The sequence below is a fragment of the uncultured Limnohabitans sp. genome, assembly GCF_937889215.1.
In the GTDB taxonomy this organism is placed as follows: domain Bacteria; phylum Pseudomonadota; class Gammaproteobacteria; order Burkholderiales; family Burkholderiaceae_C; genus Limnohabitans_A.
The window spans coordinates 1-4,831 of record NZ_CALBEX010000327.1; the positions used below are offsets into that span (position 1 = coordinate 1).

Sequence of the window (4,831 nt, forward strand, 5' to 3'; positions counted from 1 at the left end):
TGATCAAATTGCCCCGGGATGCCCATGAAATTAGACAAGTCAAAATGACCCACCCAGAGCACATCCACGCCATCGACTGAGGCGATTTCTTCCACGTTTTGTAAACCCCGTTCTGTTTCGATCTGGGCAATCAATAAGGTTCGGGCATGGTAGTCAAGCATTTTCTCTACCACGCTCCCCCCTAGGTAATCGCATTGGGCAAAGCCAAATGCAGCGCCGCGCCTGCCAGCAGGTGGGTAGCGGCATGCCCGCGCCAAGTCCTCGGCCTGCGAAACAGTCTCCACCATCGGCACCATCACACCTCGCGCGCCCAAGTCCAGCGCTCGGGCCATCCAGGTGTAGCCCCCCGTCGGCACGCGCACCATGGGGGCCATGTTCAGGCCGCCCGATGTGGCAAACAACCACTTCAGGGTTTCAAAACCCATGCCCGTGTGCTCCATGTCGTAGATGGCAAACCGAGCCCCAGCGTTGGCCAAAATACGGGAAATTCCGGGTGTGAAGAATTCAAAAACCATGGCGCCCGCCACGACCTCACCGGACATCAGCACTGTTTTCAAATGGGGAGAATGGCTCATGGTTTGACTTTCAATTATTGAAAAGCTAAGGCAATTCAAGTGGCTTTAAGTTGAGACAACGTATGGCGGCTTGCGCCCCTGCATGACATCCACAACCGCGCGAAAAGCGCTGGCCGCCAAGGCTTGCATGCACTCATCGGTGAAGCAGATGCCGTGCGGGGTTACGACCACATTGTCAAGCTGCAACAAAGGGTTGTCGGCAGGCGTAGGCTCCACCTCAAACACATCCAGCCCAGCGCCTGCAATTTGATGTGACACCAAGGCCGCATACAGCGCCGACTCATCCACAATGGGCCCTCGTGCGGTGTTGATCACGTAGGCTGTTTTTTTCATCAAAGCCAGCAAACGCGCATCCACCAAGCCCTTGGTCTTGTCGTTCAAGGGACAGTTGACGGTCAGAAAATCAGCGCGTGCAAACAAAGTCTCCATATCCACAAGCTCCACCCCGAGCGAGGCCATGAGTGCTGGGTCGGCATACGGATCATGGGCGATGAAATGCATATCGAATGGCCTGGCCAAACGAAACATTTCGGCACCGATGTTGCCCACACCAATCGAGCCTAGCACCCGTCCCGTCAGGCCCGTGCCAATGTGGTCGGATTTTTCAACCCAGCGCCCACTGCGGGTCAATCTGTCTTTGATGCCCACTTTGTGGGCCAACATCAACATGAAGGTGATGGCTGAAACCGCCACAGGACGGCGAACGCCATCGGGCGCGATGGTCAGCAAGATGCCGGCCTTCTTGCAGCTGCCCAAGTCAATGGTGTCGTAGCCCACACCAAAGCGCGCAATCAGCTTGAGTCTGGGCTGGGCGGTGAGCAAACTGGCCGGGGTCAAGCGGGTCAACATGGCGCATATCGCGTCGTAACGGGCCACATGTTCGGGAAGAATTTCAGGATGCGCATCCATGAACTCCCACTCCAAACCGGGCTGGTTCAAGATATCAAAAACCTCTTGGCCAAAGATAGGCTCGCCGTTGCTCATCAAGACATCGGAGGTGATCCCCACTTTGAATATTTTTGAATCGTTGGCGCTCATGACTTAGCCTTGTTATTTATGACTGGTATTTGAAAAATTTGCACGATCTCTTTGATGCACTTTTGCTTTTTCAAGCATTGCCGTCAAGTGTCCCAAATGAAATACTTCCCAAAAGCCCGCATCCAATGCTCCTCGTAAACCCTTATTGGTATTTGCATGTTATGTCAGTAAGGTTGGTGGTCAACAAATTGGCGTTGTCTTTTTTGTTGCATTCACCAACAAGGAGTCTATTGTGAAATTAAGCAAACTTTTTTTGTATACATGCATGTCTTTGGGGCTCACTGTCGGCACCTCAGCCCAAGGGCAAATCATCATGCGCAACGCCATTTCTGTTGTAGAAAATTCTCACGCTGGTGAGGCAGTTGTCACTTTGGCCAGAGAAGTTGAAAAGCGCACAAATGGACGCATTGTCATCAAGAATTTTTACTCCGGCTCTCTCGGCGGCGAGCGAGAAGTCATGGAATCGGTCCAACTGGGCACCCAAGAGCTGGCCCACAACTCAACCGGCCCCGTGCCCAACTTTGTGCCCGAAACAGCCATCTTGGATGTGCCATTTTTGTTCCGGGACAAAGCGCACGCCCGAGCTGTGCTCGATGGCCCCATCGGACAAGAGTTGTTGGCCAAATTCGAACCCAAAGGCTTCAAAGCGTTGGCTTGGACTGAAAACGGCGTTCGCCACATGACCAACAACAAGCGACCTGTAAACAGCCCCAACGATCTGAAGGGCCTGAAAATGCGCACCATGGAAAACCCGGTGCACGTGGCGGCTTACAAAGGTCTGGGCATTGTGACCACGCCCATGGCCTTTCCAGAGGTCTTCACCGCCCTGCAAACCGGCACCATCGATGGCCAAGAGAACCCACTTTCGGTGATCATGGCCGCCAAGTTCGATCAGGTACAAAAACACGTCACACTGACTGGCCATGTGTATTCACCCTCTGTTTTCCTCATGAACAAGGCGGTTTTTGACAAACTCAGCAAAGCCGATCAACAGATTTTCTTGGATGCCGCCAAAGAAGGTGCCAAAGCCAACCGAGCCCGTGTTGACAAGGACGATGCAATGGGTGTGGCTGAATTGCGCAAACGTGGCATGACCGTTGTCGAAAACGTCGACAAGTCTAAATTCATTTCCGTTATGGCGCCTGTGTTCAAAGAATTTGAAAAGAAATTTGGCAAGGAGAACTTGGACCGAATTCGCAACTACAAGTGAACTGAGGCTTCTTAGTAATGCCCGACCAGCCCCTGCTGGCGGGCGTTTTTTTTATTGTTGGCAACGCGATAGACCGATGAAACGTTTCTTTTTGCGCCTCGAGCACTGGACGACGTCCCTGTCGATGATGGTTGCCTGCGTCATGATGGCTTTGGCTTCTGCCTTCGGCATCCATCAAATTTTTACGCGATTTATCATTGAGTCACCCGCTGAATGGACCGAGGTATTGATCCGCTTTTGTCTGATTTGGATGATTTTTTTAGGGATTCCCATGGCTTTCCGCCAAGGGGCCATGATCAGCGTGGACATGCTTTACCGCCTCAGTGGCCAACGCATGCGCCGGATCTTGGACAGCGTGGTGGCCACGACCTCCCTCACCCTGTGCGGCATCATCTTGTGGTGGGGATGGGACTATGCCCAGCGCGGCAGCGTGCAGTCCATGATTGGCCTTGAAAATGTCTCCATGTTCTGGGCTTATTTGGCTTTGCCAGTCGGCGCCGTCTTCAGCATCATTGGCATCATCGGTTTTTGGCTCGACCCACAGCGCATGGAATTGGAGACCACAATATGAGTTTCGCCATGCTTTTCACTATGCTGCTGTGCTTTGCACTGACCGTGTCGGTGGCCGTCTCTATCGGCTTGTCGGCCATTGTCGGCATCCAGGTGGCCGATGCCCACATGCTAATTTCCGTCAAGGAGATGTTCAACTCGATCAACAAGTTCCCTTTGGCCGCCATCCCATTTTTTATTTTGGCGGGCAACCTCATGGAAACTGGGGGCATCTCACGCCGCCTAGTGGAGTTCGCCAAAAGCGTCGTTGGCGGTATTCAGGGCGGCCTGCCCATGACTTGCGTTTTGACCTGCATGATTTTTGCGGCCGTCTCGGGCTCGTCGGTGGCCACCACCTTCGCGGTTGGTTCCATCTTGATTCCAGCCCTCATCAAACACGGCTACCCCAAGCCTTGGGCCACCGCGTTGCAAGCCACATCGGCCGAATTGGGGGTGGTCATTCCCCCGTCGATTCCCATGATTTTGTTTGGCGTAAGTGCCGAAGTGTCGATTGGTGAGCTTTTTGTCGCGGGCGTTGGGCCGGGCTTACTCATCGCAGGTGCCCTCATGCTGTTTGTCTGGCTCTTTGCCAAATTCAAAGGTTGGGGCAAAAACGACGGCGACGATCGCTTGGGTTTCGGCAAGGCCACTTGGCAAGCCGGCTGGGCATTGATCATGCCGGTGATCGTGTTGGGCGGCATTTATGGCGGCATTTTCACGCCTACCGAAGCAGCGGCCGTGGCGGTGTTTTACGCCTTCATTGTGGGCACCTTGATCTATCGTGAGATCGGCATCAAGGACTTGTACAAAATCCTGCGCAAATCGGTCATCTCGAGTGCGGTGATCATGTTCATCATCGCTAACGCGGGGCTGTTCGCCTTCATGATCACCCGAGCGGGGGTGCCAGCGGCCATTGGCATGTGGCTTGAGCAGGTGTTGCAGTCGCCTTTTTATTTTTTGTTGGGCATCAACCTGGCTTTGTTCATCATTGGCATGTTCATCGAAACCGGTGCAGCCATCTTGGTGCTGGCCCCCATATTGGTGCCGGTGGCCATGTACTTTGGCATCGATCCCGTTCAATTTGGCATGATCATGGTGGTCAATCTGGCACTGGGCATGATCACCCCACCCTTCGGCGTGAACCTGTTTGCCGCCTGCACGGTGGCGAAAATCTCACTCGAACATGTTGTCAAAGATTTGATCCCCTTCATCGGCGTGATCCTGGCTTGCCTGATGCTGATCAGCTACGTGCCCGAGATATCGCTGACCTTGCGCGACTGGGTTTACAACAAATAAAGCCCGACAGAGGGGCGGCGCTTTTAAAGCGTCAGCCCTGTATCTGCTCCAAAGAGGCCAACGGCAAAGCATTTAGCTCTGCCCTGGCCTCTTTCCATGTGGGGTAATGCAAGTCCAGAACTGCCGCAAAGCGCTCGCTGTGGGTGGGCTCTAGCAAGTGGGC

At 53.8% G+C, this 4,831-nt stretch carries 6 protein-coding genes; 3 read left to right on the top strand and 3 right to left on the bottom strand.

What is annotated here, in order from left to right:
- Both Q0341_RS08305 and Q0341_RS08310 read right to left on the bottom strand, forming a co-directional pair.
- On the bottom strand, nucleotides 1-575 hold a 575-nt coding region (locus Q0341_RS08305; protein WP_299512012.1), incomplete at its 3' end, for an aldolase/citrate lyase family protein.
- Nucleotides 576-620: 45 nt separating this feature from the next.
- A complete protein-coding gene (locus tag Q0341_RS08310) occupies nucleotides 621-1,613 on the bottom strand; it encodes a 2-hydroxyacid dehydrogenase (protein WP_299512014.1) in 993 nt (330 codons plus the stop codon).
- Nucleotides 1,614-1,845: 232 nt separating this feature from the next.
- Here Q0341_RS08310 and Q0341_RS08315 point away from each other — a divergent pair, with 232 nt between their 5' ends.
- From Q0341_RS08315 to Q0341_RS08325, 3 genes are all read left to right on the top strand, one after another.
- Nucleotides 1,846-2,823: a TRAP transporter substrate-binding protein gene (locus Q0341_RS08315; protein ID WP_299512017.1), complete on the top strand. Its 978-nt coding sequence runs from the start codon at nucleotides 1,846-1,848 to the stop codon at nucleotides 2,821-2,823.
- A gap of 76 nt (nucleotides 2,824-2,899) precedes the next feature.
- Nucleotides 2,900-3,394 carry a TRAP transporter small permease gene (locus tag Q0341_RS08320; RefSeq protein WP_299512019.1) on the top strand — a complete coding sequence of 165 codons (495 nt, stop codon included), beginning with the start codon at nucleotides 2,900-2,902 and terminating at the stop codon, nucleotides 3,392-3,394.
- The gene (locus Q0341_RS08325) at nucleotides 3,391-4,668 is read left to right on the top strand and encodes a TRAP transporter large permease (protein WP_299512021.1); all 1,278 of its coding nucleotides are present in this window, start codon (nucleotides 3,391-3,393) and stop codon (nucleotides 4,666-4,668) included. The genes Q0341_RS08320 and Q0341_RS08325 overlap by 4 nt, the downstream gene beginning before the upstream one ends.
- 31 nt (nucleotides 4,669-4,699) lie before the next feature.
- On the opposite strand, the gene Q0341_RS15250 is transcribed toward Q0341_RS08325, so the two are convergent.
- Nucleotides 4,700-4,825 carry a hypothetical protein gene (locus tag Q0341_RS15250; RefSeq protein ID WP_366522760.1) on the bottom strand — a complete coding sequence of 42 codons (126 nt, stop codon included), beginning with the start codon at nucleotides 4,823-4,825 and terminating at the stop codon, nucleotides 4,700-4,702.
- Nucleotides 4,826-4,831 lie beyond the last annotated feature (6 nt).

Excerpts from the sequence above, each read along its gene's own strand:
- Q0341_RS08320 (WP_299512019.1), top strand. The coding sequence starts at position 2,900 with ATGAAACGTTTCTTTTTGCGCCTCGAGCACTGGACGACGTCCCTGTCG.
- Q0341_RS08310 (WP_299512014.1), bottom strand. The coding sequence starts at position 1,613 with ATGAGCGCCAACGATTCAAAAATATTCAAAGTGGGGATCACCTCCGAT.
- Q0341_RS08325 (WP_299512021.1), top strand. The coding sequence starts at position 3,391 with ATGAGTTTCGCCATGCTTTTCACTATGCTGCTGTGCTTTGCACTGACC.